This is a genomic window from Leisingera sp. ABM4_103 (assembly GCF_056158685.1).
The window spans coordinates 398,576-421,372 of sequence record NZ_JBSWTU010000005.1; the positions used below are offsets into that span (position 1 = coordinate 398,576).

At 66.0% G+C, this 22,797-nt stretch carries 25 protein-coding genes; 12 read left to right on the forward strand and 13 right to left on the reverse strand.

Annotated features, from left to right (window positions below; translation table 11 throughout):
• Nucleotides 1–25: 25 nt before the first annotated feature.
• From ACXAED_RS03645 to ACXAED_RS03660, 4 genes are all read left to right on the forward strand, one after another.
• Nucleotides 26–244, forward strand: coding sequence for a GDCCVxC domain-containing (seleno)protein (locus ACXAED_RS03645; RefSeq protein WP_475046962.1), 219 nt, complete (start codon nucleotides 26–28; stop codon nucleotides 242–244).
• A 140-nt stretch (nucleotides 245–384) separates the two neighbouring features.
• Nucleotides 385–597, forward strand: a complete 213-nt coding sequence (locus ACXAED_RS03650) for a hypothetical protein (RefSeq protein ID WP_475046964.1) — start codon at nucleotides 385–387, stop codon at nucleotides 595–597.
• Between the two features lie 39 nt (nucleotides 598–636).
• Entirely contained in the window at nucleotides 637–1,347 is a 711-nt protein-coding gene (locus ACXAED_RS03655; protein WP_421055511.1) for a CDP-alcohol phosphatidyltransferase family protein, read from the forward strand.
• Between the two features lie 193 nt (nucleotides 1,348–1,540).
• Entirely contained in the window at nucleotides 1,541–1,909 is a 369-nt protein-coding gene (locus ACXAED_RS03660; RefSeq protein ID WP_475046966.1) for a hypothetical protein, read from the forward strand.
• A gap of 133 nt (nucleotides 1,910–2,042) precedes the next feature.
• Here ACXAED_RS03660 and ACXAED_RS03665 read toward each other — a convergent pair whose 3' ends face one another.
• The gene (locus ACXAED_RS03665) at nucleotides 2,043–2,495 is read right to left on the reverse strand and encodes a methylated-DNA--[protein]-cysteine S-methyltransferase (RefSeq protein WP_475046968.1); all 453 of its coding nucleotides are present in this window, start codon (nucleotides 2,493–2,495) and stop codon (nucleotides 2,043–2,045) included.
• A 181-nt stretch (nucleotides 2,496–2,676) separates the two neighbouring features.
• Here ACXAED_RS03665 and ACXAED_RS03670 point away from each other — a divergent pair, with 181 nt between their 5' ends.
• Nucleotides 2,677–3,063, forward strand: a complete 387-nt coding sequence (locus tag ACXAED_RS03670; protein ID WP_475046969.1) for a hypothetical protein — start codon at nucleotides 2,677–2,679, stop codon at nucleotides 3,061–3,063.
• 148 nt (nucleotides 3,064–3,211) lie between these two features.
• Nucleotides 3,212–3,568 carry a hypothetical protein gene (locus tag ACXAED_RS03675; RefSeq protein WP_475046971.1) on the forward strand — a complete coding sequence of 119 codons (357 nt, stop codon included), beginning with the start codon at nucleotides 3,212–3,214 and terminating at the stop codon, nucleotides 3,566–3,568.
• Between the two features lie 12 nt (nucleotides 3,569–3,580).
• Here the strand turns inward: ACXAED_RS03675 and ACXAED_RS03680 are convergent, their stop codons facing one another.
• From ACXAED_RS03680 to ACXAED_RS03705, 6 genes are all read right to left on the reverse strand, one after another.
• Complete coding sequence (locus ACXAED_RS03680; protein ID WP_475046972.1) at nucleotides 3,581–4,603, reverse strand: ABC transporter substrate-binding protein; 1,023 nt, start codon at nucleotides 4,601–4,603, stop codon at nucleotides 3,581–3,583.
• 11 nt (nucleotides 4,604–4,614) lie between these two features.
• Nucleotides 4,615–5,694, reverse strand: a complete 1,080-nt coding sequence (locus tag ACXAED_RS03685; protein ID WP_475046974.1) for a LysM peptidoglycan-binding domain-containing protein — start codon at nucleotides 5,692–5,694, stop codon at nucleotides 4,615–4,617.
• A gap of 148 nt (nucleotides 5,695–5,842) precedes the next feature.
• Nucleotides 5,843–6,595: a hypothetical protein gene (locus ACXAED_RS03690; RefSeq protein WP_475046976.1), complete on the reverse strand. Its 753-nt coding sequence runs from the start codon at nucleotides 6,593–6,595 to the stop codon at nucleotides 5,843–5,845.
• Between the two features lie 234 nt (nucleotides 6,596–6,829).
• Entirely contained in the window at nucleotides 6,830–9,832 is a 3,003-nt protein-coding gene (gene ileS / locus ACXAED_RS03695; protein ID WP_475046977.1) for an isoleucine--tRNA ligase, read from the reverse strand.
• Nucleotides 9,833–10,100: 268 nt separating this feature from the next.
• On the reverse strand, nucleotides 10,101–10,589 hold the full coding sequence (locus ACXAED_RS03700) for a DUF2269 family protein (protein ID WP_475046979.1): 489 nt from the start codon (nucleotides 10,587–10,589) through the stop codon (nucleotides 10,101–10,103).
• Between the two features lies 1 nt (nucleotide 10,590).
• Complete coding sequence (locus ACXAED_RS03705) at nucleotides 10,591–11,898, reverse strand: SDR family oxidoreductase (protein WP_475046981.1); 1,308 nt, start codon at nucleotides 11,896–11,898, stop codon at nucleotides 10,591–10,593.
• Between the two features lie 156 nt (nucleotides 11,899–12,054).
• On the opposite strand from ACXAED_RS03705, the gene ACXAED_RS03710 reads away from it, so the two are divergent.
• The gene (locus ACXAED_RS03710) at nucleotides 12,055–12,477 is read left to right on the forward strand and encodes a group III truncated hemoglobin (protein ID WP_475046983.1); all 423 of its coding nucleotides are present in this window, start codon (nucleotides 12,055–12,057) and stop codon (nucleotides 12,475–12,477) included.
• A 106-nt stretch (nucleotides 12,478–12,583) separates the two neighbouring features.
• On the opposite strand, the gene ACXAED_RS03715 is transcribed toward ACXAED_RS03710, so the two are convergent.
• From ACXAED_RS03715 to ACXAED_RS03725, 3 genes are read right to left on the reverse strand one after another with little or no spacing between them, the layout of a single operon-like run.
• Complete coding sequence (locus ACXAED_RS03715) at nucleotides 12,584–13,576, reverse strand: YcjF family protein (RefSeq protein WP_475046985.1); 993 nt, start codon at nucleotides 13,574–13,576, stop codon at nucleotides 12,584–12,586.
• On the reverse strand, nucleotides 13,573–14,028 hold the full coding sequence (locus ACXAED_RS03720; RefSeq protein ID WP_475046987.1) for an N-acetyltransferase family protein: 456 nt from the start codon (nucleotides 14,026–14,028) through the stop codon (nucleotides 13,573–13,575). The genes ACXAED_RS03715 and ACXAED_RS03720 overlap by 4 nt, the downstream gene beginning before the upstream one ends.
• Nucleotides 14,025–15,440 (reverse strand): YcjX family GTP-binding protein, encoded by a 1,416-nt coding sequence (locus ACXAED_RS03725; RefSeq protein ID WP_475046989.1) that lies wholly within the window; start codon nucleotides 15,438–15,440, stop codon nucleotides 14,025–14,027. Before ACXAED_RS03725 ends, ACXAED_RS03720 begins: the two co-directional genes overlap by 4 nt.
• Before the next feature lie 112 nt (nucleotides 15,441–15,552).
• Between ACXAED_RS03725 and truA the strand changes: the two genes are divergently transcribed.
• The 3 genes from truA (at nucleotide 15,553) to ACXAED_RS03740 (ending at nucleotide 18,310) form a co-directional block, all read left to right on the forward strand.
• The gene (truA, locus tag ACXAED_RS03730) at nucleotides 15,553–16,320 is read left to right on the forward strand and encodes a tRNA pseudouridine(38-40) synthase TruA (RefSeq protein WP_475046990.1); all 768 of its coding nucleotides are present in this window, start codon (nucleotides 15,553–15,555) and stop codon (nucleotides 16,318–16,320) included.
• Between the two features lie 214 nt (nucleotides 16,321–16,534).
• Complete coding sequence (locus tag ACXAED_RS03735; protein WP_475046992.1) at nucleotides 16,535–17,272, forward strand: NYN domain-containing protein; 738 nt, start codon at nucleotides 16,535–16,537, stop codon at nucleotides 17,270–17,272.
• Nucleotides 17,273–17,374: 102 nt separating this feature from the next.
• Nucleotides 17,375–18,310: a 2-hydroxyacid dehydrogenase gene (locus ACXAED_RS03740; protein WP_475046993.1), complete on the forward strand. Its 936-nt coding sequence runs from the start codon at nucleotides 17,375–17,377 to the stop codon at nucleotides 18,308–18,310.
• A 168-nt stretch (nucleotides 18,311–18,478) separates the two neighbouring features.
• On the opposite strand, the gene ACXAED_RS03745 is transcribed toward ACXAED_RS03740, so the two are convergent.
• The 3 genes from ACXAED_RS03745 to ACXAED_RS03755 all read right to left on the reverse strand — a co-directional run bounded on the left by ACXAED_RS03745 (nucleotide 18,479) and on the right by ACXAED_RS03755 (nucleotide 21,330).
• Nucleotides 18,479–19,195 (reverse strand): flavodoxin family protein, encoded by a 717-nt coding sequence (locus ACXAED_RS03745; protein ID WP_475046994.1) that lies wholly within the window; start codon nucleotides 19,193–19,195, stop codon nucleotides 18,479–18,481.
• Nucleotides 19,196–19,332: 137 nt separating this feature from the next.
• The gene (gcvH, locus tag ACXAED_RS03750) at nucleotides 19,333–19,692 is read right to left on the reverse strand and encodes a glycine cleavage system protein GcvH (protein WP_475046995.1); all 360 of its coding nucleotides are present in this window, start codon (nucleotides 19,690–19,692) and stop codon (nucleotides 19,333–19,335) included.
• Nucleotides 19,693–19,881: 189 nt separating this feature from the next.
• Nucleotides 19,882–21,330: a glutamine synthetase family protein gene (locus ACXAED_RS03755; RefSeq protein WP_475046997.1), complete on the reverse strand. Its 1,449-nt coding sequence runs from the start codon at nucleotides 21,328–21,330 to the stop codon at nucleotides 19,882–19,884.
• A 215-nt stretch (nucleotides 21,331–21,545) separates the two neighbouring features.
• Here ACXAED_RS03755 and ACXAED_RS03760 point away from each other — a divergent pair, with 215 nt between their 5' ends.
• Both ACXAED_RS03760 and ACXAED_RS03765 read left to right on the forward strand, forming a co-directional pair.
• Nucleotides 21,546–22,322: an IclR family transcriptional regulator domain-containing protein gene (locus ACXAED_RS03760; protein ID WP_475046998.1), complete on the forward strand. Its 777-nt coding sequence runs from the start codon at nucleotides 21,546–21,548 to the stop codon at nucleotides 22,320–22,322.
• A gap of 67 nt (nucleotides 22,323–22,389) precedes the next feature.
• Nucleotides 22,390–22,704 (forward strand): hypothetical protein, encoded by a 315-nt coding sequence (locus ACXAED_RS03765; RefSeq protein ID WP_475046999.1) that lies wholly within the window; start codon nucleotides 22,390–22,392, stop codon nucleotides 22,702–22,704.
• The last annotated feature ends 93 nt before the right edge of the window (nucleotides 22,705–22,797 follow it).

Below are 22,797 nucleotides of genomic sequence, written 5' to 3' on the forward strand. Positions count from 1 at the left end.
CTGCTCAAGGAGGGGAGGCCTGCCCATGACTGACAAAATACCTGTTCTGACCAGTGTTCTGACCTGCCCCGCATGCGGGCACGAGGCTGCGCAGGAAATGCCGCAGGATGCCTGCCAATGGTTTCACGAATGCCCGGGCTGCCGCACCCTGTTGCGGCCCAAGCCCGGAGACTGCTGCGTGTTCTGCTCCTACGGCACTGTCCCCTGCCCGCCGGTGCAGATGGGAAGCCGCTGCTGCGGCTGATACCGCCTGCGCGGACCGGGGCCGCGGACCCGGTTAGTTAAAATGCGCGCTATTTTTCCGGGCTGACTCCGCCTCCTGGCAAGCCCGTGTTAAGGCTGCCCCGGCTTGATGGCGGAAACCGATCCAGAAAGGATTCTGCTATGACAATTCCCGGTTCTGCCGCCCTCTATGCTGATGGCGCCCCTGCTGCCCCTGCCCCGCCGCCCGGCGGCCAGCCGTGGGAGCGGATGGGCGATCTGCCGTCCAGGGCGCCGTTCTCCTCCCCCGGCATCACCGACCCCGCTCCCCTGGGCCGCCGCATGGCGCGCATTCAGTTTACTGCGGGCACGGAATTCCGCTCAAAGCTGCATTGAACGCTTGCGGCCTGTGGGCAAAACCGCCATCAGGGACCAATGACACCTCAACTGCGCGCCCTTTCCGTTCACCTGCTCACCGCAACCGGCGCCGTGTTCGCCATGCTGGCGATGCTGGCGGCGGCGGACGGCAAGTGGAGCCTGATGTTCGTCTGGCTGGTGGTGGCTTTTGCCGTGGACGGCATCGACGGCCCGCTGGCCCGTCATTATCACGTCAAGCGCTATTCGCCTGAGTTCGACGGCGTGCTGCTGGACCTGATCATCGACTATCTGACCTATGTGTTCATCCCGGCCTTTGCCCTGTTCCAATCGGGGCTGATGGCCGGCTGGACCGGCTGGTTCGCGATCATCGTGATCACCTTCGGCAGCGCAATGTATTACGCCGACACGCGGATGAAGACGAAGGACAATTCCTTCTCCGGCTATCCCGGCGTGTGGAACATGCCGGTTCTGGTGATCTTTGCGCTGGAGCCCAGCCATTGGACTATTCTTGTGCTGGTGACGCTGTTGTCCATTGCCATGTTCCTGCCGCTGAAATTCATTCATCCGGTGCGCACGGCCCGCTGGCGCAAGGTCTCGCTGCCGGTGGCGCTGGCCTGGACGTTCTTTGCCGGCTGGGCCGCCTGGGTCGATTTCCACCCGGCCAGCTGGGCCCATTGGGGACTGGTGGTCACCTCGGTCTACCTGCTGTTCGTCGGCATCGCCCAGCAGATCATTCCCGAACGCCGCCGCGCGCCTTCGCACCCCTGAGGCAGCGGCGATCCGCGGGTGCCGCCCTGCTCCGGCCGCGTTTTTTGTATGCCCTGGCAAGCTTTAACAAATGGCCGATAGTTTGAACGGAGTTTGCGTTAGAAAGAAGTCCGGCCACTAAGCCGGATTTAACGGGCCAATGCGGACACTGATGCGGAACCTGCCGTCGCGGCAGCGTCCACAGGAGAACGCCATGCATTCCGTATCCGCCCCCTCCCTCCGGCCTAACGGGCTGAGCCACGCGTTGAACGCAGTGACCGGGAGCAAGCAGCCCGGGCCGCCCGAGCATGCCAAGGCCTGGGGCTGGCGCGCCCAGCAGGCCGAAGCTGCCGAAACCGCGCAGCCGCCTGCCGGCAGCACTTTGGGCACGGCCGAAACCAGCGGCTCAGTGCCGGCGGGCAGCCCGGACACAACCGCAGAAACCGCCGCGGCACCCGCCCAGGAACAACCGTCCGAAGCAGATATGGAATCGGTGATCCTGGCGCTGATCAGCGACTTCTCCGAAACCTCCGGCGCGGATACCGCACCGCTTTATGAGCAGGTGAAGGCCCTGTTTGCCTGATCCCTTCCGGGCCGCCCCGCAGCGCGGCCTGTTACCCGGGGGACGGCGCACCCGCCTCCCCCCGGGGCGCACTCACCCTGTGCGCCTTCCGCCAGAAAGAAGCAAATGCGGACCCTGGCGCCTGCCGCCAGGTTTAGATCAGAAGGCTGGCGGCGCCCTCGTGTTTTAGCAGCGCGACCTTTGTCTCTACCCCGCCCTGGCCGGAAAAGCCCCCCAGACCCGTTGCGCTCAGCACCCGGTGGCAGGGGATGATCACAGGGATCGGGTTGCCGCCGCACGCATTGCCCACCGGCTGGGGCGGGGCGCCAAGGTCCCTGGCAATATCGCCATAGGTGCGCGTCTCGCCAAAAGGGATCGCCAGCATCGCTGCGCAAACCGCTTTCTGAAACTCCGATCCCTCCACCTGCAACGGCAGATCGAATTCCGTCATCTCACCGGCGAAATACGCACGCAATTGCTCCAGCGCCCGGTCCAGCAAGGCTGATTGACCTGTAGCCTCTGCAGACCAGGCCAGCCGCACGACAGCACCGTCCCGTTCTGACACGCTGAGCACGCCGACAGGCGTATCAAGGCTGGCTGCAATCATCACGTTTCCCCGGCTGTGCCATTGGCTGCATCATCCTCGGGAAAGGCATGGCTGGCAAGGCGGCCCGCGCCCGGCACCGGCCGTACACTTAACACGCCGTTAACCAGTCCTAAGGATTCCTCACCGGTTTACTTCAAATTATCATAAAGTGAGTTTCAAGAGCGTAGTGAAAGGTATTCAAATGCTGTCTGCAGTTTCCAGCCCCACCAGCCTGTACAACGGTATGAAGCAGATGCAGGCCGCGTACCGCAAGCAGCCCGCAATCGGAGAAGCAGGCGGCCAGCCGGTGGATGCTCCGCTGATCAACGGCACCAGCCAGGGCATGGCCCGCAGCCTGCAGCGTGAACAGGCGCTGAGCGGCGAACGCCCCGACGCTCTGACCCCTCAGTATGTCGGCCCGGCCCGGGCCGCAGCCCGCGCCGAAGCGCTGAACCTGAAGCAGGTGAACGGCGTGGACATGGACGCGTACTATCAGGACCTGATGAACGGCTGCCAGGCAGGCCCCAAACCGGTCAGCGCCCTCCAGGCGGAAGCCAACTATGCCAAGGCCCGGCTCATCACCGGCTGATCGGGCTGGTTTTCAGCCCGGTTTTCGCGCGGGCAATCCGCGGCGGCGGCCCGCCAACGGCCAGGGAACATGCATTAACCTGCTGTTAAGCGTCTTATGTTAACCTTCGCTTAAGACCGGTTCAAAGCCACCGCGAAGGACCCGCTCTATGTTTTTGCCAGTTACAGGAAGTGTCGATCCAGCCAAACCGAACCGCGGCCATCTGACCGCCCGTCCGGTTGTCCGCTCTGATGATCCGGACCGCAGCGAGTCCGCAAACACCAGCCCGCGCGAGCAGGAGCCGGACAGTCATCCGCAGAACCCGTCCGATCCGGATGACCGCTATAGGCAGCCGGCCCGTACTGGCCATAACGCTGCCGAAGCCGCAACCGGCCTGCTTCCTGAAAACCCAGTGCTGGCAGAGCACCTGCTGCTGCAGCGTGCAGAACATCAGGATCCGGACAGCGAGACGGAATGCGAAGCTGCCTGCCACGGATATGAGGCGGCAAAAACCCTGTCAGCCTGACCCGGTTCCGCCTTACTGCAGCTGCGCCCAGAACAGCTCCAGGTGGCGCGACATGATCTCCTCGAACCGTCCGCTGCCGCGCAGTTTCTGCAGGCCCGCATTGATCCGGTAAAGGTGAGTGGTGCCGCGCCAGTGGCGCTTGGAAATCACCACATGCAGGCCTTCTTCCGACAGCGGCTTCTCCAGCGGCACAACAGTGTCGCGCAGACCTTCCTTGACGATTGTGCTGGCGCCCAGGAACAGGTTGACCGCCGCCGCATCCACCTTGCCCTCTGCCACCATGCGGAAACAATCGGCGGGCGTCTGCGGCTGCACCAGCGTGATCTTGTCTTCGTCCAGCCAGCGGCGTCCGGCGCGGTTCAGGTCATGGGTGAAATAACCGGCCGGGCGGCACAGGGTCTTGCCCTCGGCGTCCGCGTCCTCCCGGAACTCAAAGCCGCTGTCCGCGCGCGCAAACAGCATGATCGGCATGGTCATCACCGGTTCGGAGAAGTGGAAATTGGCGCAGCGCTCGTTGTCCGGCTCAGCCGCGCAGTCGGGCTTGAGCCAGGGAAAGCCCATGTCGAACTCCTTTTTGTCCAGCATCGGGAACAGGTGCTTGGACCAGTCGTCCTCCCAGCTGACCGAATAGCTGACCGGCGCGGGCGCCAGCTCCAGCGCCGCATTGACCAGCTCGGTTACCATCCCCTGCCCCGGCAGGCTGCGGTCGGTGAAGGGCGCATAGCCGCCACCGGTGAGCAGCGTCAGGTCCGCCTCCTGCTGGCGCAACGGCGTGGCGTCCGGGGCGGTGGCCTCCTTGATGCAGGGGATGTGCAGCTTGCGCCCCGGAACCACCGAGGAGCCGACCAGCACCTCCTGGTTGCGGTAATAGATCATGGTCCAGCGCTCGCGGTCGCCGTAATGCGTCTCCGCGATCGAAAACAGGTTGTCGCCCGGCTGCGCAACGTAGTCCACATTGCAAATTGCGTGTGCGGCCTGGGGCAGCCCAAGAAGCAAACCCAGGCCCAGCAGATGGCGGCAGAAGCGGTTCAGCATGCCTTTCCCCCTCAATATCCGGCCCAGACCCTGGCCATGTGGTCTTCGATGATCGTCTGATAGGTTCCGTTCTCACGGATGCCGCGCAGCGCAGAATTGACCATTTCCATCAGCTGGTCCGCCTCCGGGTGGGTCTTGTGCACGATCACGTGCAGCGCCTGGATCGAGATCGGCTCCGGCACCACGTCGAAACGGTTGGAAAGGCCCAGCTCCTTGATCTGCGCGCGGCCGGTGAATTCGTTCATCACCACGGCGTCGGCCTTGCCTGCCAGAACCATCTCATAGCATTCGGCGGTGGTCAGCGGCTGCACCACCTTGACCTTGCCATCACGCAGCCAGTGGCGCCCCTGCTGCTCAAAGAGATAGGTCTCATAGCCCTGCGGGCGGCAGAAGGTCTTGCCAAACAGGTCCTCGTCCTTGGTGAACGTCAGCGGCCGCGCCTTATCGGTGAACATCAGAACCAGCACCTCGAACATCGGCTCGGAAAACAGGAAGTTCGCGCAGCGCGGTTCGGCCGGGTTGTTCTCGCAGTCGGGCTTGTACCAAGGGAAGCCCGCATCCAGCAGCGCGTTCGACAGCAGCGGTTCCTCATGCGAGGTCCACAGGTCGACCCAGTGAACGGCATAGCCTTGCGCAGGGCTGGCATGACGCATCGCAGCGTTCAGCACGTCGGTCATCATGCCGCCGTTGTGCAGTTCCTTGCCCGTGAAGGGCGCAAAGTCGTCGGCGGTCAGCAGGTTGATCTTCTTGCGCACAGCGGCATTGCCGGGCGCAACATTGACCGGCACGGCGGCGGCGGGAACGGCGGCAGCGATTTCCTTGCCGCCCGGCAGCCCCAGCGGCAGCCCTTCCAGGCAGGCCAGCGACAGTTTCATGCCGACCCGGATCGCATTCGGCTTGGGGCCGATCTTGTCGATGTTGCGGTTGTGGATGGCGCTCCACTTGCCGGCGTCTTTGTACATCTTATCTGCGATCACCGACAGGCTGTCGCCGGACTGTACCGTATACACCCCGCCGCAAGTCTCGGCAGCTGCGGAATTGGCAGCAAGGGCAAACAGCCCCATGGCTGCGGCAGCAAAAAACGTCTTCATGGTCCCCCCGGAAGGATAATTCACCGCGGCCCGTTGCGGCCTGCGGCGCGTCTTGGTTTTGTTTTGTTGTGTAATCCTCTGCCCGGCAGCGCAGATAGCTGCGCCTGCTTGCCTAAGGGCAGCTCCGGCGCAGCCGCCGGAGCAAAGATCAATTGCCGACGAACAGCGCCATAAGCGTCGCCGTGTCGACCCGCCCGTCTGCGCCAATCAGACTGGCCGGAACGGTGATCTCCTGGCGCGCATATGCGCCGTTCACCATCTGGTCGATATAGGCCTCTGATTGGCCCTGAGCGGCGGCAGTCATTACCATCTTGAACAAAGCGGTGCCTTCGGCCGGCGCGGCTACGGCGGCGGCAGGCGCCGTCGTGCCAGACTCAGCCTGCTTGCTGCGCAGCGCCGCCAGCGTGCCTGCGGTGATGCGGGCAACCAGGGCGTCTTCGCCGCTGCCTGCCCCCTCTGCCAGGCCCGCAGCCGAGGCCGCGCCGGCAGGCAGAACGACCTCCGTCTGCAGGCTGGCCTGCTCTGCGGTTGCAGCCTCAGGCCCGGCGCCGAACTGGAAATAGAGCAGCATGGCGGAAGCCACCGCCAGCCCTGCCGCAGCCAAGCCCAGTTTCGGCAAGGTGCTGCCGGTTTCCGCCGCCGCCAAGGGCTGCTGCGCCGCGAGGGTTTTGAGGGCGGCCGGGGCCGTCTTGATTGCCTTTGCCGCCTTTGCCGCACTCTTTACAGCGGGTTCAGGTGCCTTTGCCGGTTCCGCAGCACTGCTTGCCTTCTGGCCTGTGCCGCCAGCCACCAGCCCGATTTTCATATTTTTCGGCGCAGACACCCCGTCGATCCGGACTGCCATTCTGCGCGGCTTGCCAAGCTCGTCCGCCGGTTGCGCGTCCGCTTTCAGCTTCAGCATCGAAAACTGCCCCCCTGCCCATGCCATGTTTTGAATATACGGCTGAAATTCTTCATGGAATTAACGAATTCTTAACCAGTTGTGGAAAACCGGTCAACATCTAGCGGAATCCAATTTCCAGGGACACAAGGCAGCACACGCAAAAAGTGCAGGGAAAACCGTGACTGTATCGTAAAAAAGACAACGCCCGGCCATAGGCCGGGCGCTGAACACATCTAATGGGTGAAATTCGGGTCAGCCGAGCGCGCTGTCGCAGCGGCCGCAGACGCCCGCATGGCTGTGGTCGCCCACATCCGGCAGGATCTTCCAGCAGCGCTGGCACTTGCCGCCTTCAGCCTTCTCGAACACCACCGAGACACCATCGACTTCCGGCATCCGGAAGGCTTCGGCCGGGGCCGGATCATTGGTCAGCGCGATGTCCGAGGTGATGCAGATATCGGCGAAGTTGACCGACTTCAGCGCCTCCAGCGCCTCCGTGTCGCGCACATGAACCACCGGAGCGGCCTCCAGCGAGGCCCCGATCACCTTGTCGGTGCGCTGCACCTCCAGCGCCGCGGTCACAACCCGGCGGGCCTGGCGGATCTTGGACCATTTGGCGGCCAGATCGGGGTTCAGCCACTCGGCGGGCGTCTCCGGGATGTCCTGCAGATGCACGGAGCTGCCCTCGCCCGGGTATTTCTCCAGCCAGACCTCTTCCATGGTGAACACCAGGATCGGCGCCAGCCAGGTGGTCAGGCGATGGAACAGGATGTCCAGCACGGTGCGCGCGGCACGGGCGTTCAGGGTCTCGCCGTCGCAGTACAGCGCATCCTTGCGGATGTCGAAGTAGAAGGCCGACAGATCCACGGTGGCAAAGTTGAACACCGCCGAGAACACGCCCTGGAAGTCGAAGGTCTGGTAGCCGCTGCGTACCTTCTGGTCGAGTTCTGCCAGACGGTGCAGCACCCAGCGCTCCAGCTCCGGCATGTCTTCCGGCGCCACGCGCTGATCCTCGCGGAAGTCGCCCAGGCTGCCCAGCAGGAAGCGCATGGTGTTGCGCAGACGGCGGTAGCTGTCGGCGGTGCCTTTCAGGATTTCCGGCCCGATCCGCTGGTCAGCGGTGTAATCGGTCTGGGCCACCCACAGGCGCAGGATGTCGGCGCCGTACTGCTTGACGACCTCCTCCGGCACGATGGTGTTGCCCAGCGACTTGGACATCTTCATGCCCTTCTCGTCCAGCGTGAAGCCATGGGTCACCACGTTGCGATAAGGCGCGCGGCCCTTGGTGCCGCAGGCCTGCAGCAGCGAAGAATGGAACCAGCCTCGGTGCTGGTCGGTGCCTTCCATGTAGACGTCGGCGATGCCGTCCTCAGTGCCGTCCTCGCGGTCGCGCAGCACAAAGGCATGGGTCGAGCCGGAGTCGAACCACACGTCCAGAACGTCGAACACCTGGTCGTAGTCGTCCGGGTCCACGCTGTTGCCCAAAACCCGCGCCTTGAAGCCGTCCTCGTACCAGACATCGGCGCCGTGTTCCTCGAACTCGGCCACGATGCGCTTGTTCACGTCTTCATTGCGCAGCAGGAAATCCGCGTCGGTCGGCAGCGCACCTTTCTTGGTGAAGCAAGTCAGCGGCACGCCCCAGGCGCGCTGGCGGCTCAGCACCCAGTCGGGGCGGCTCTCGATCATCGAATGCAGGCGGTTGCGCCCGGTCTGCGGCCACCATTTCACCAGCTCGTCGATGGAGCGCAGCGCGCGTTCGCGGATGCTGTCGCCCATCTCGCCCATGCCGTCGTCCAGCTTGCGGTCGACGGAGGCGAACCATTGCGGCGTGTTGCGGTAGATGATCGGCGCCTTGGAGCGCCAGGAATGCGGGTAGCTGTGCTTGATCTTGCCGCGCGCCAGCAGGCCGCCGACTTCCACCAGCTTGTCGATGATCTTTTTGTTGGCATCGCCTTCGCCGCCCTTGCGGTTGAGGATATAGGTGCCGCCAAAGAAGGGCAGATCGGCGCGGAAGCCGCCGTCGTCCATCACGTTATAAGTGATCATCTGCTCCAGCATGTTCAGATCACGGTAGAGCTCGAACTCCTCCATCCCGTGGCTCGGCGCGCAATGGACAAAGCCGGTGCCTTCGGTGTCGGTCACGAAAGGCGCCGCGCGGAAGTCGCGGATACCGTCCCATTCACCGTTTGCGCCCTCGGCGCCCGCGAGGGGGTGCTTCAGCGACAGGCTGGACAGTTCCTCGGCGGAGACACCGCGCAAGCGCTTGAACTGATCTTCACCCAGGCGGGCGCGCTTGAACACATCCGCGGCCAGGTTATCGGCCAGCAGGAAACGGTCGCCAACAGCGGCCCAGCATTCCTCGGGCGTGCCGGTCACTTCATAGAGGCCATAGGCAATCTCTGCCCCGTAAACCACTGCCTTGTTCGACGGGATGGTCCAGGGGGTGGTGGTCCAGATCACCACATGGGCGCCTTCCAGATCCTGCGCCACGATCGCAGAGTCAGCGCCTGCGAAATCCGCGTCCTCGCCGTCCGCGGCCACAAAGCCGCCCGCCTCGGCCACCTTGAACTTCACCCAGATGGTGAAGCTTTCCTTGTCGTGGTATTCGACCTCGGCCTCGGCCAGCGCGGTCTTTTCGACCGGCGACCACATCACCGGCTTGGAGCCCTGATAGAGGGTGCCGTTCATCAGGAATTTCATGAACTCATCCGCGATCACCGCCTCGGCGTGATAGTTCATGGTCAGATACGGATCATCCCAGTTGCCGGTGATGCCCAGACGCTTGAACTCCTCGCGCTGGATATCGACCCAGCTGTCGGCAAAGGCGCGGCATTCCTGGCGGAACTCAACGACCGGCACCGCGTCCTTGTTCTTGCCCTTCTTGCGGTACTGCTCTTCGATCTTCCATTCGATCGGCAGGCCGTGGCAGTCCCAGCCCGGCACATAACGCGCATCAAAGCCCATCATCTGGTGCGAGCGCACAATCATGTCTTTGATGGTCTTGTTCAGCGCGTGGCCGATGTGCAGGTGGCCGTTGGCATAGGGGGGGCCGTCGTGCAGGGTGAAGGGCTTGCGTTCCGCGTCGCCGCCCTTGGCCGCGGCGGCCTTCTCGCGAAGTTTGTCATAGACGCCGATCTGCGCCCAGCGCTCCAGCCAGGCAGGCTCGCGCTTGGGCAGGCCCGCGCGCATCGGAAAACCGGTTTTCGGCAGGTTCAGGGTGTCTTTATAGTCAGGCGTCTGGGGCGTGTCGGCGCACATCGGGGGCGTCCTTTGGATGATCAAGGTCGGAAATTGGGATATTCGGTTCGGCGCGATGGCTCAAGCGCCTTTGCCCGGCGGCTCAATGGTTTCAGAGCGCCGGGGATATAATTCGAATAATGATGGCCGCGAATAGGGACATGAACCGCCTTATAGGCCGGTGCAGCGGAGGCGTAAAGCGGCAGATGCGCCGCATCCTGTTGAGTGCTGCGCCTGCCGGGGGGCGGGCAGACGCAGCCATGCGGTGCCGCCGGGCGAAAACTCCGTTTTAGCGTATCAGCCACACCCCAAGATCAGGCCGCACCAGCATCAGCCAGAGGATCATCAGCACGGCGGCGAAGGCTGGAAAGCCGCAGGCAAACCAGATCGCAAACAGGCGGTGGTAGCGGGCAGGCAGCGCGCCTCCTGCCTCAGCCGCCGCCCGCGCCAGATTGCGCAGCCGCAGCTGGATCCAGACCACCGGCAGCCAGAAAGCCCCGGTCAGCAGATACAGTCCCAGCGACAGCGCCAGCCACCCCTCGCTCAGCGGCCAGCCCAGCCGCCAGGCCAGCAGCCCGCCGGTGACAGGCTGCACAATCACTGCCGTCGTGGTGAACAGCAGATCTGCCAGCACCACCACGCCCGCGGTATGGGCGATCAGACGGGCGTCGCGCGTGCGGTGCGCCATCAGCATGAAAAAGGCGATGCCCGCCCCGGTGCCCAGCAGCACGCAGGCGCCGATCACATGCAGCCAGCGCAGGATCAGGTCCAGATCCATCTCAGCGCTCCTGCAGCAACTGATGCGTGATCAGCGCCAGCAGCGCGCCAGGCAGAACCTTGACCAGCGGCCCCAGCGGGTCTGCCCACACCTGCGGCGTCACCACCGAGGCTGCCAGCAGATAGATCAGCGACACCGCCGCCATCCCCAGACAGGCCCGCGCCGCCCAAGGCCGCCAAACGACCGCCGCCCCCAGGGAGATATCAACCAGAGACCAGAACACAACGCTGGATTTGGCCAGGACCATGCTCCAGCCTGCTTCCAGCAGCACCGTCGCCGCCGCTTCCAGCTGCCACAGGCCGATCAGCCCGGAGGCCAGCCAGAACAGGCTCAGCACCACAACCGCGGCAGGCATCAGCAGCGCCATCCGGGCATCCAGCCGCTGCGCGCGGCCCGCAGGCAGCGATTGATAGATCGCTTTCAGCGGCGCAATCCCCTGCCCCATCGCCGCGCGGTGCGGTTCCGGATCTCCGCGCACTCCACCGCGGATTTCGGCAATTGCGGTGCTGCGCAAGGGGGAACGCCAGCCAAGACGGCTCAGCGCGTCTGCGCTGGCCGCGACCGGAGGCAGCAGCCAGTCCGGGAACCGCAGCACCCGCCGCGCAGGTGCGAACCCCAGCCAGGAGCGGGTCTCTGACAGCACATCCTCCAGCCTGTGCGGATGGTCTTCCACCAGATCATAGGTTCCCTGCGGCAGCTCCCCCCTCAGCGCGGCAACCGCCGCCGCTGCCAGATCCGCCATCCCGGCGCACTGCACCGGCGCATCTGCCAGTGCCACCGGCTGCACCAGCGGCACCGCTGCCAGCATCCGCAGCAGCCTTGTGCCGCCATAGGCCCCCTGCCCGATCACCAGCCCGGGCCTCAGGATCCAGGCCGCGGCACCGGAGGCGCGCAAAGCGTCATCCCCCCGACCCTTGCTGCGCATGAACTCTGTCCCGGCCTGCGGCCCGGCCCCGGCGGCAGAGACCTGCACCACTTTGATGCCGCGCTCCGCACAGGCTGCCGCCAGGGCCGCTATGGCGGTGTGATGCACCGCCTCCAGCTCTCCCGGCGCCATGTCCTGCAGCACACCCGCACAGTTCACCACCGCATCCACGCCCCGCAGCAGTTCGGCCCAGTCTTCGGGCTCCAATAGCTGGCGCAGATCCCCCTCGGCAAAGGGCACCCCCGGCAGCGCCCGCGCCGCCTGCTCAGCGCTGCGGCCGAAGCCGGTCACGGAGTATCCTTCGGCCCGCAGGGCCCGGACAACCTCAGCGCCGATAAACCCGTAAGCGCCCGGAACCAGTATCCGCTTTGTGGTCTCCGCCATAAATCAATACCTTTGACCAATTCCCCGCCCACCATAGCGGCAGGGACGCCGGGCGCCAGTGATGCCGCACCACCACGCCGCGGCAGATGCGCCTGCCCCCTTCCGCCGGACCCGCGTTCGCCTTATCTAGCGGTCGAAAGCAGACCGGAGCGTCCGATGAGCGATACAGATACCGCAAACCCGCTGGCGCGGTTCGAGATCACAGCAGAGGAGATTTCCCGCGTGATCTCCGTATTCTATGCCCGCGTGCGCGCGCATCACGTCTTGGGGCCGGTGTTTGCCGCCCATGTCACCGACTGGCCGGAGCATGAAGAGAAGATCGCGGGCTTCTGGCGCAATGCGATCCTGCGGGAGCGCAGCTACAGCGGCAATCCGATGCGCGTGCATGTCTCGCGGCCTGATGTGAAGGCAGAGCATTTCCCCCAGTGGCTGGGCTTGTTCCACGAGGTGCTGCGGGCTGAGCTGCCGGAGCGCACCGCGCTGCAATGGGGCGCGCTGGCCGACCGGATCGGTGAAGGCTTCCGCACCGGCATTGTGGCGATGCGCCAGCCCAAGGACCAGCCGCCGAAACTGTTCTGAAACCCGTCCGCCGGGGGCTCCCGCGCCTGCCGGCGGCCTGTCTGCGCCAGTCCGCCTCAGCAGACTTGGGCCCGGCTCATGCTGCGCATGAGCCTGGGCGCGCGCTTTATTTTTCCTTGGAGAACAGGCCCGTCAGCGCCCGCTGCACCACTTTGCGGGTGCTGGGCCGGTGCCGCGGGGAAAACGGCATCGGGCGGCAGACTTCCATGGCGGCGATACCGACGCGGGCGGACAGAGCGCCGTTGACCAGGCCTTCGCCAAACCGTCGGGAGAGCTTGGAGAGGACCGAGCCGCCCAGCACCGGCTCCAGCAGGTCATCGCCTGCGGCCACCGCGCCGGTGGCGGCGAGATGCGCCAGCACCGCGCGGGTCAGCCGCCAGGAGCTGAAGAAGCCGGGCCGCCCGCCATAGATCCCGGCCACCCGGCGGATCATCCGCAAGGACGAGATCAGCGCTGTCAGAATATCCGCCAGCGCCATCGGCACGATCGCCGTCACAGTGGCCACCTGCCGGGCGGCGGCCTCCACCTCCCGCAGCGCCAGCGCATCGAGCGGCACCAGCAGCTCTTCCTCCGCCAGCAGCAAGAGCGCATCGCCGTCCAGGACCTCCGCCTGGCGCTCCGCCAGCCGGGCCTGGTGCCAGGTGAGATCCTCGCGCCCCTTGTAGAAGCCCTCAAGCCGGCTGGTGAAGGCGCGGGCGGCGGCCAAGTCCGCGGCCTCCGCCGCCTGGTGCCGCAGGGTATCGACACGCCGCAGCCGCGACAGCGCCGCCAGCTCGCGTAAGCCCATCGCCAGCGCCAGCAGCAGCAGCAAGGCCAGCCCGGCACTGACGGCCCAGCCCAGCACCGGCACCCGGGCAATCAGCCCGGTGGCAAAGTCCCAGGCCGCGACCGAGGCCATGGCCCCAACGACCGCGACCAGCAGCGCCCAGAACCAGCGCGCCAGGCGCGACGGCCTGCGGGCCGCAATCCGGGCCGCCTGCTCCATTGCGGAGGGCGGCAAGGCCTCCGGCACCGCCGGTTCGGGCACCGGCGGTGCCTCCGCGACCGGGGGCGCTTCGGCCTCTTCCTCGAGGTCAAACAGGACCGGCTTTTTGCTCATGCCGCAGCCTCCCGCTTGGCCTGCCATTCATAGGCGATGTCGGGCAGGCCTTCCTCGTTGCCCGAACCATCGCCGCGGCCAGTCTCGGCAAAGCCCTCGCGCAGGTAGAACTTCTGCGCCCGGGTGTTGGCGGCAAAGGTGCGCAAGGTGAGACGCGGTGCGGACGATTTGGCAGCGTCCAGCAGCGCCTTGCCAGCCCCCTGCCCGCAGGCGCCGGGGGCGAGGTAGAGGGAGCAGACCTCATGGCCGTCCTGGGCCAGGAACCCCGCGACGCAGCCCTCCAGCTCCGCCACGGTGACCCAGCCGCGGTCGATCATCATGCCGCAGAAGGAGATCACCTCCGCCCAAGTGTAGAGCTTGGGCATCCACTCCGTGTCCTGCTGGAAGCGGTAGAGGATATCCCCAACGGCACCGGCATCCAGGGGGGCGGCGGGGCGCAGGGCGAGGGTCACAGGGCATCTCCTATCAGGAATTCGGCGGCGCGGTCGAGGCGGATATGCGGCGGGCCGCTGCCGTGTTTGAGGGTCAGCGGCGCCGGCGCAAAGGCCATCGCCTGATAGTCTCCCTCCAGCCAGCGCTCCGCGCCCTGGCGGGCGGGTGTGAGCAGCTGGGACGGGTCCTCAGGCAGCGCGCCGGGGTAAAAGGCCGCCTGCTTGCCGGTCTCCAGCAGGGTACCGCGGACGCAGGGCAGTTCGGCGCCGTTGTGCGGGCGCATCTCCTCGGTTGTGGTGCGCAGGGAGGCCATCGCCAGCGCCGCGGTCTCGGCCCCGGCAAAACGGGCGCGGTCCTGCGCCTCGCGGGTCAGCGCCTCGATGATGGCGGTCATCCGGCCGTGCTGGGCGTGGTGCAGATGGTCGGCCTTGGTGGCGGCGAACAGGATCTTCTCCACCCGCTTGCCGCCCAGGAGCCGGGTCAGGAAGCGGTTGCGGCCCGGTTTGAAGGCACCGAGGATATCGGCCATGGCGTGGCGCAGATCCTCCACCGCCTGCGGGCCGGAGTGGATCGCCGACAGCGCATCCACCAGCACCACCTGGCGGTCAATGCGGGCGAAGTGATCACGGAAGAAGGGTTTGACGACCTTGGATTTATAAGCCTCGTAACGTCGCTCCATCTCGCGCCACAGGCTGCCGCGGGGCGGGCTGGCCTCCGGCGGCAGCGGCGCAAAGGTCAGCACCGGCGAGCCCTCCAGGTCGCCCGGCAGCAGGAAGCGGCCCGGGGTGCAGTCATAGAAACCGGCGGCGCGGGCGGCCTTGAGGTAGCCTGTGAAGGCGGCGGCGAGCGCCTGGGCCTGCGGCTCGTCATGTGTCCCCGCGGGGACAGCCTTGGATTTCTCTGCCAGGAAGTGTTCCGCCTGCGGGCGTGCGGCGATGCGGGAGAGGACGTCCGAGGACCATTCGGCATAGCTCTTGTCCAGCAGCGCCAGGTCCAGCAGCCACTCGCCCGGGTAGTCGACGATATCCAGATGCAGCGTGCGCAGCCCCTGCAGCCCGGACAGAAGGCCGGCGGGCCGCACCTTCAGGCTGAGTCGCAGCTCTGAGACCGCCCGGGTGCTGTCCGGCCAATGGGGGGACGGCCCGGTCAGCGCCGCGAGGTGGCTCTCATAGTCAAACCGCGGCACGGTGTCGTCGGGCTGGGGCTGCAGGAAGGCGGCCTCGATCCGCCCTTCGCGGGCGGCATTCAGCTGAAGCATCCGGCCCCGGTCCATCAGGTTCGCGACCAGCGAGGTGATGAACACCGTCTTGCCGGATCGCGCTAGCCCGGTGACGCCCAGCCGCAAGGGCCGGTCGAAAAGCGCCGAGGAGAGGCCGCTGGTGACGCTCTCCACCCCGCTCATTACCCCGTCTGCTAGGGACGTTATCACCAAGGCCCTGATCCTGCTCTGTTCTTGCCCGCATCAAGATAGGCAGCCGGCTGGCGGCTTACCAGAGTGCAGACGGGACTTGCCCCGGCCCTGTTGCATTGCTACTTGCCCGCCCATGCCGCGTTTTGCTTTGAAAGTCGAATATCACGGGAAGCCTTTTGCCGGCTGGCAAAGGCAGAAGGAATTGCCGTCCGTTCAGGGGGCGATCGAGGCTGCGCTGGCGCGGCTGGAGCCGGGGGAGCACACCATCGCCGCCGCCGGGCGGACCGACACAGGCGTGCATGCGCTGGGACAGGTGGCGCATTGCGATCTGGCCAAGGAGTGGGACCCGTTCCGTCTGTCGGAGGCGCTGAACTACCACCTGAAACCCGATCCGGTTGCCATCGTCGACTGCGCCCGGGTCGAGGGCGACTGGCACGCGCGGTTCTCAGCCGTGGAGCGGCAGTATCTGTTCCGTATCCTGATCCGCCGCGCGCCGGCCACTCATGACGCAGGCCAGGTCTGGCAGCTGAGCCACGACCTCGACGCGGATGCGATGCAGGAAGCGGCCAGCTATCTGATCGGAAACCATGATTTCACCACCTTCCGCTCCTCGATCTGCCAGGCGCAAAGCCCGGTCAAGACGCTGGATGAGCTGACGGTGGAGCGGGTGCAGGGCTTTTCCGGGCCGGAAATCCATTTCCATGTGCGCGCCCGCAGCTTCCTGCACAACCAGGTCCGCAGCTTTGTCGGCACCCTGGAGCGCGTCGGCGCCTGCGCCTGGGACCCGGCGGATGTGAAGGCCGCGCTGGAGGCCCGCGACCGGGCTGCCTGCGGTCCGGTCTGCCCTGGCCATGGGCTTTATCTGGCGCGGGTGGGTTATCCGGAGGACCCCTTCGCCTGAGGCGCTGCCGGCCCGGAAAACCGGCCGCACCTCCTGTGCACCCCCCGTACACCCCCTGTGCACCGCCCGGCGGCCGCTGCCGGGGTCCGGCGTCCCGCCCCTTGCATCCTGGCGGGCGCCCCCCATACTCAGCCCGGACAGTCCGGCAGCAGGCAATGGCAGGCAAGCACGCCGCTGCCCTGCCCCAACAGATTTGCAAAAGGTATAATCCGCAATGGCCGACACCACCAAACCGCCGCTCCTGGCCGTCCTGATCGACGCCGACAACATCTCTGCCAAATTCGCGGAGGCGATGTTCGAGGAGATCGCCTCCTTCGGCGAGGCCAGCATCCGGCGCATCTATGGCGACTTCGCGGGCGGCGGGCCGCAGGGCTGGAACAAGGACAAGCTGGCCTCGCTCGCCATCGTGCCGCACCAGCAGTTTGCCCATACCACCGGCAAGAATGCCTCTGACATCGCGCTGGTGATCGATGCGATGGACATCCTGCACTCGGGCCGGTTTGACGGCTTCGTGCTGATTTCATCGGACAGCGATTTCACCCGGCTGGCCAGCCGCATCCGCGAACAGGGGCTGGACGTCTATGGCATGGGGATGCGCAAGACCCCTGCCGCCTTTGTCAAAGCCTGCAAGCGGTTCATCTATGTCGAGAACCTGCTGGAGGACACGGGCAAGGCCAAGCCCAAACCCAAAAAACCGGAGGAGGGCAACGGCAACGCGCCTGCGGAACTCGCGGACCCGACCAAGCTGGTGATCCGGGCGATGGATGCGATCGACCAGGACGACGAGTGGTTCACGCTGGGCCAGATCGGCCAGTACATCACCGCCGCCTCGCCGGATTTTGACACCCGCAGCTATGGCAAGCGCAAGCTGAGCGACCTGATTGCCTCGCTCAAGCTGTTCGAGACCAAGCGCGGCGAGGGCAACCAGATCCTGGTGCGGCGGCTGGACTGACGCGGCGGCCCGCGCGGGCGCTGCAAAAAAGCGGCTTCCGCTTTGCCCCGGGCCGTGGCTTAGTCCGGCATGAGGACACAGGCAGCGGGGAGGAGGAGACCCATGGCAGTGCTGATCAGCATCGGCCACGACGGCTGGTACACGGAGGAACAGCTGGCGGAAGAGCTGCGGGCAGCAGACCCTGGCGCCGATATCCGCCCCATCTCAGCCCCCGGCAATCTGGAGGAGATCACGATGCTGGCGGTCTCGTCGCTGAAGGGCGACCTGCCGGAGCGGCTGCCGAACCTGCAGCTGGTGCAGAAGCTGGGGGCCGGAGTGGATAGCATCGTCGCGCATCCCTGCCTGGCGCCGCATGTGCGGGTCACCCGGCTGAAGCCGCAGGAGCCCGCGCATGAGATTGCCGAATATTGCCTGGCCTATGTGCTGCGCGGCCAGCGCAACATGGCGGCGCATGCGGCCTCGCAATCCCGCAGCGCCTGGGAGCCGCGGGCGCCGGGGCGGCCGCAGGAAACCACCGTGGGTGTTCTGGGCCTGGGCCATATCGGCGGCATGACGGCACGGCTGATGCGGGACATGCGGTTCCGGGTGCTGGGCTGGAGCCGCTCGCCCAAGGAGATCGAAGGCGTCGGCTGCCGCCACGGCGAGGCCGCGCTGCCGCAGATGCTGGGCGAATGCGATTACGTCTGCGCGATCCTGCCCTCCACCCCCGCCACCCGCGGGCTGATGAACGCAGAGACGCTGGCGGCGATGAAGCCCGGCGCCACGCTGATCAATGCGGGCCGCGGCGATCTGGTGGATGAGCCCGCGCTGCTGGCGGCGCTGGACAAAGGCACGCCCGGCCATGCGGTGCTGGATGTGGTGAGCCGGGAGCCGCTGCCCGCGGACAGCCCGCTGTGGACGCACCCGCAGGTGACCATCACCCCGCATGTGTCGGGCTGGCACCTGGGTGATGCGCTCAAGGACGTAGTGGAGAATTACCGGCGGCTGGAGGCCGGGGAAGACCTGCTGCACGAGGTGGACCGGCAGCGCGGTTATTGAGCTGGAAAAGCCCCCTGCTTCCTCTTGCCTGGGGCTCCGCCCGTTCTGCGCTGAAACCGTCCCCCCGGACGGTTTCCGGGACGCGCATCACTCCCCGCCGGAGGCAGCGCCTTGTTTCCCCAGGAAACAAGGCGGTTTCCCGAGCCAGCGCCTGACACACTCCTAGACCTAGGAGCGATAATCCGGGTTTTCATAGTCGAACCGGCAGCCCGCGGACCACGCGTTGCGGTCGTTGCCCTCGTTCGGGTAGCCGCCGGCATCGCGCAGCATGGCGGCCAGATGCATCAGGTTCCACGTCATGATGGTGGTGTTGCGCTGGGTGAATTCGTTGTCGAAACCCGCAGGCTTGCCCTGCACCTCATCGCCATAGGACGGCCCCGGCCCGGCCTCGCCGATCCAGCCGCAGTCGGCCTGCGGCGGGATGGTGAAGCCCAGGTGGCTGAGCGCGTAGCAGATTGTCATCGCGGTGTGTTTGATGCCGTCCTCGTTGCCGGTGATGACGGTGCCGCCGGCCTTGCCGTAAAAGATCGACTGGCCCTTGTCGTTAAGTTCGCCGCTCATGCCATAGAGCCGCTCGATCAGGATGCGGCAGACGGAGCTTTCCTCGCCCAGCCAGAGCGGGGTGCCGATCACCAGGATCTGTGCCGCCTTCACCTTCTCCCAGATCTTTGGCCAGTCGTCGCGGTCCCAGCCCTGTTCGGTCATATCCGGGTAGACGCCGGGCGGCACCTGGTGGTCGAGCATGTGCAGGTGTTCCACCGCGACACCGTTCTTTTCCATGATGGCAGAGGATGCCTCCATCAGCAGGCGGGTGTGGCTTTTGCTGCCGTCCTTTTTCAGGGATGTGTTGATGAAAAGGGCCTTGAGCCCTGCAAATCTGGTCATAGGCACCTCCTGCTGATCGCGGGTGTTCTGGCGATGACCGGATAGTAGCCCGCAACCGGCGGGTGCATAGGGCGCTGGCGGGATCGTGATCGCCGCCGCGCCGGGCCTGCCGCAAGGGGCGCGGCAGGCGGGATTTATCAGGAGATGAAGTCCTTGTAGCCGGCTTCATCCATATAGTCGTCCATCGGCGACAGGTCCGAAGGCTTGATCTTGAAGAACCAGGCGCCGCCTTCCGGGTCCTCGTTCACCTTGCCGGGGTCATCGGCCAGCGCCTCGTTCACCTCGACGATCTCGCCATCGAGCGGGGCGAGAATGTCGGAGGCGGCCTTGACCAATTCAATCACCACGATCTCGTCATCCTTGGAGACCTCGGTGCCCGGCTCCGGCAGTTCGACATAGACCACTTCGCCCAGCTGTTCGGCGGCGTGGGCGGTGATGCCGACGGTGATCAGGTCGTCCTCGGGCAGCAGCCACTCGTGTTCCTCGGTGTATTTCATGGGGGTTTTGTCCTTCGAAGAGGCGTGGGTTTTGAATGGGTTGAGGCCGCCGGAAAGGGCGCCGCATATGGCGGGAGGGCGGCCCCCGCATACGCGGGTATACGGTATCAACGGGCGGGGCCAGCGATCAAGACGGCAATCCCGGAATGGATAGATTTTTTGCGCATCCCCAAGCAGCGGTGCGGGCGCTTAAAACAGGTTGAAATATTCCGCCTGCTCCCATTCGCTGACGGTATCCAGATAGCGCTCCCATTCGAATTGCTTGAGCTGCAGGAGGTAATCTGCGGTGTCCGCGCCCAGCGCCTCGCGGCACAGGGTCGAGCCTGCGAACCCCTCCAGCGCCTGCCCCAGCGAGCGCGGCAGGCGCTCGGCGTCTTCGCTGTAGGGGGACAGGGTGGGTTTCGGCGGCTCCAGCCCCTCGGTGATCCCGGCGGCGCCTGCGATGATCTGGGCGGCGAGCGCGTAATAGGGGTTGGCGGAGCTGTCGGGGGCGCGGTTTTCGATCCGGCTGGCGGGGTCATGGGGCTGCATCAGCGCGCGCAGCATGGCGCCGCGGTTGTCCTCGCCCCAGCCGATCCGGTTGGGGGCCAGCTGGAACGGCAGGTAGCGTTTGTAGCTGTTCACCGTGGGCGCGGTCAGCAGCGAGGTCTCAGCGGCGTACTTCAAGAGGCCGGCCATCCAGGCGCTGGCGGGCGGGGTCAGCATCCCGGCGGTTTCCGGCATGAACAGGTTGCGGCCCGTCGCCAGGTCCTGCAGCGACTGGTGCACGTGCCAGCCGTTGGCCATGGCGTTGTCCAGCCGCGGCTTGGCCATGAAACTGGCGTGCAGGCCGTTCCTGGCGCAGACCTCCTTGACCATGGTGCGGAACATCACCATCGCGTCGGCCTGGGCCATGGCGCTGTCGGGGGCAAAGGTGAACTCCACCTGGCTGGGGCCCATTTCGATCTCGACCGAGCGCACCGGCAGGCCCAGTTTCTGGGCATTGCGGCGCAACAGGTCCAGCACGCCCTCCACCTCGCCATAGCGGGTTTCGGTGAGGTACTGATAGCCCTGCGTCAGGTTGCGGGTCTGGACCGGTGCGCCGGGGCGGCCTGCCTGGTCATGGGCGCCGGATTTGTCCGTCAGCTCGAAGATGTGGAATTCCACCTCCAGCCCGAAGGTGGCGGCCATCCCCTGCCCCGCCAGCTGGTCCACCGCCCGCTGCAGCACACCGCTGGAGGCAAAGGGGATCCGCTGGCCGTCGGGGTAGACCGGCTCGCAGAAGATCCAGGCGGAATGGCCGGACCATGGCAGCGCGCGCCAGGTGTCCGGGCGCGGCACCAGCAGAACGTCGCCCGCCCCCTGCATCGGCCCGGCCAGGCCGGTGCCGCCCTCCCACACCGGAAAAGCGTTGCGGTGGGAGGTGTCCTTGAGCAGCAGGGTTGCGGGCACGTTGAGGCCGCGCTCGAAAACGGCGGCAAAACCCTCCGCCATCACCGTCTTGCCGCGCAAGAGGCCGTGCTGGTCCGGGAACAGCACCCGCACCGTCTCGATCCCGTCGAACTGCGCGCGGGAGGTGATCTCTGCCGCCTTGCGGCAGTCCTCTGCGCTGAGCAGCCCCAGGCGGGCCAGTTTGCCGGATGTGAAATCTTGTGCCATGGGCGGCCTCTTGGCGAGTGAGCTGATTGAAATTGCACCGGATTTGCCCCCAGCGTCCAGTCTGCCGCCGGGTTTCCCGGTAACCCGTTGCGTAATCCGGATATTACGGAGGTTTTGCGGCTTGACAGAGTTCATCAGGCGAACATTGTGTGCAGCATTCGCACAGACCCGCCGGAACCGGCGGCAGCATTTCAAGAACAGGTTAGGCGGCGCAGATGACAGCGGTGGAACAGGACAGGAATATTTCGTCGAGCTTTGCCAAGGGGCTGGCGGTTCTGGCGGTGTTTGATGCGGCCTCCCCCAGCATGACCCTGGCTGAGATCGCGCGGCGCACCGGTCAGGACCGGGCCACCGCCCGGCGCGGGGCGCTGACGCTGGTGCAGGCGGGTTATCTGCGCCAGGACGGGCGGATGCTGTCGCTGACCCCGCGGGTGCTGGCGCTGGCGGGCGGCTTCCTGCAGGCCAACCAATTCGGCCGCCGGGTGCAGCCGGTGCTGAACCGGCACGCTCGCCAGATGGAGATCGAAGTGACGCTGGCGATGCTGGACCAGGGCCGGGTGCTGCTGCTGGCGCAATCGACGGTGGATCATGGCCATATCACATATGGCTTCACGGCCGGCTCGCACATTCCGCTGGCCCATACCAGCCTGGGGCGGATGCTGCTGGCCGGGCTGCCGGAGGACGAGGCCGCGGCGGTGCTGGCAGAAACAGAGATCCCGCACCACACCAGCCAGTCGCTGACCGATCCCGCCGCCATTCTGGAGCGTATCGCCCAGGCGCGCGAGCAGGGCTATTGCCTGACCGACAGCGAGTTCGAGGCCGGGATCACCGGCTATGCGGTGCCGGTGTCGCGGCCCGGCCAGACGCCGATCGTGGCAGGCTGCTCCGCCCCGCGCGGGCGGCAGCCGCAGGCCGATGCCGAGCGGCTCTTGCGCGGGCTGCAGCTGTGCGCGGCGGAATTGCGCCAGGCTGAGGCGGTGGACCACCTGTAAGGCGCGTCTTGCTTTGTGCCGGGGCTGCGCTAGGCTGAGCGCAGGCACTTCCCGCAGGAGCATTTCGATGATGAAACAGACTGCATTGGCCGCCGCCCTGTGCGCGGCGCTTGCGCCCGCCGCATCCGCAAAAGGCGTGGAAGGCACCAAGGTTTCCGTTCTGGGCCGCGACTGGCTGGTAGTGCCGGTCGAGGGCTCCGCAGGCCGTTACAGCGCCACGCGGATGAACCTGGAGCACCTGGGCTTCCGCCCGCCCGCGGTGCTGACCGCCCGCCAGGCGGTGCGGGCCATGCGGGCGGCCACCGGCTGCAGCGTGAACCTCGACACGATGGTGCGCAGCATCACCGGCACCTATTACGCTCAGGTCATTTGCCGCAAATAGCGGCGCGCCTGACGGTTGCGGGGTTTTGCCGTCTTTTTCTGAAACATCCTCTTGGGAAATGTGATCATTTTCCCGGGGCATACGGATTGAGCG